The organism is Pseudoalteromonas sp. SIMBA_162 (assembly GCF_046535955.1).
In the GTDB taxonomy this organism is placed as follows: Bacteria; Pseudomonadota; Gammaproteobacteria; order Enterobacterales; family Alteromonadaceae; genus Pseudoalteromonas; species Pseudoalteromonas marina.
The window spans coordinates 1-271 of sequence record NZ_JAWJBQ010000418.1 but is presented as its reverse complement, the minus strand read 5'-3'; the positions used below and the strand labels follow the sequence as shown (position 1 = coordinate 271).

The window sequence follows — 271 nt, the reverse complement described above, 5'->3', positions numbered from 1 at the left end:
ATGATGTCCGGGTCTTTTTCACGGATGATTTTCAGGAAACGTTTGATCATTTCACGTTCAGAAGAAACAACTTCAACGTACGGCAGGTCGATTTTTTTCCAGGTGATAACTTTCGCTTCTTCTTCGTCCGCGTAAGAGATCATGATAATCGGACCTTTACCGAATTCTTCACCTTCCTTGTACAGGGTTTCGATGTCGAACGCCAGCAGTTTCAGTTCTTCGTCACCTTCCATCGGGATCAGACCTTTGTCGATCAGGTAACGTTTCGCGA

Annotated in this window: 1 protein-coding gene; it reads right to left on the bottom strand. The window is 45.0% G+C overall.

Annotation, left to right across the window (positions count from 1 at the left end; translation table 11 throughout):
* The coding region (locus R0J88_RS20300) for a 3'-5' exonuclease (RefSeq protein ID WP_410900921.1) at positions 1 to 271 on the bottom strand (271 nt) is incomplete at both ends.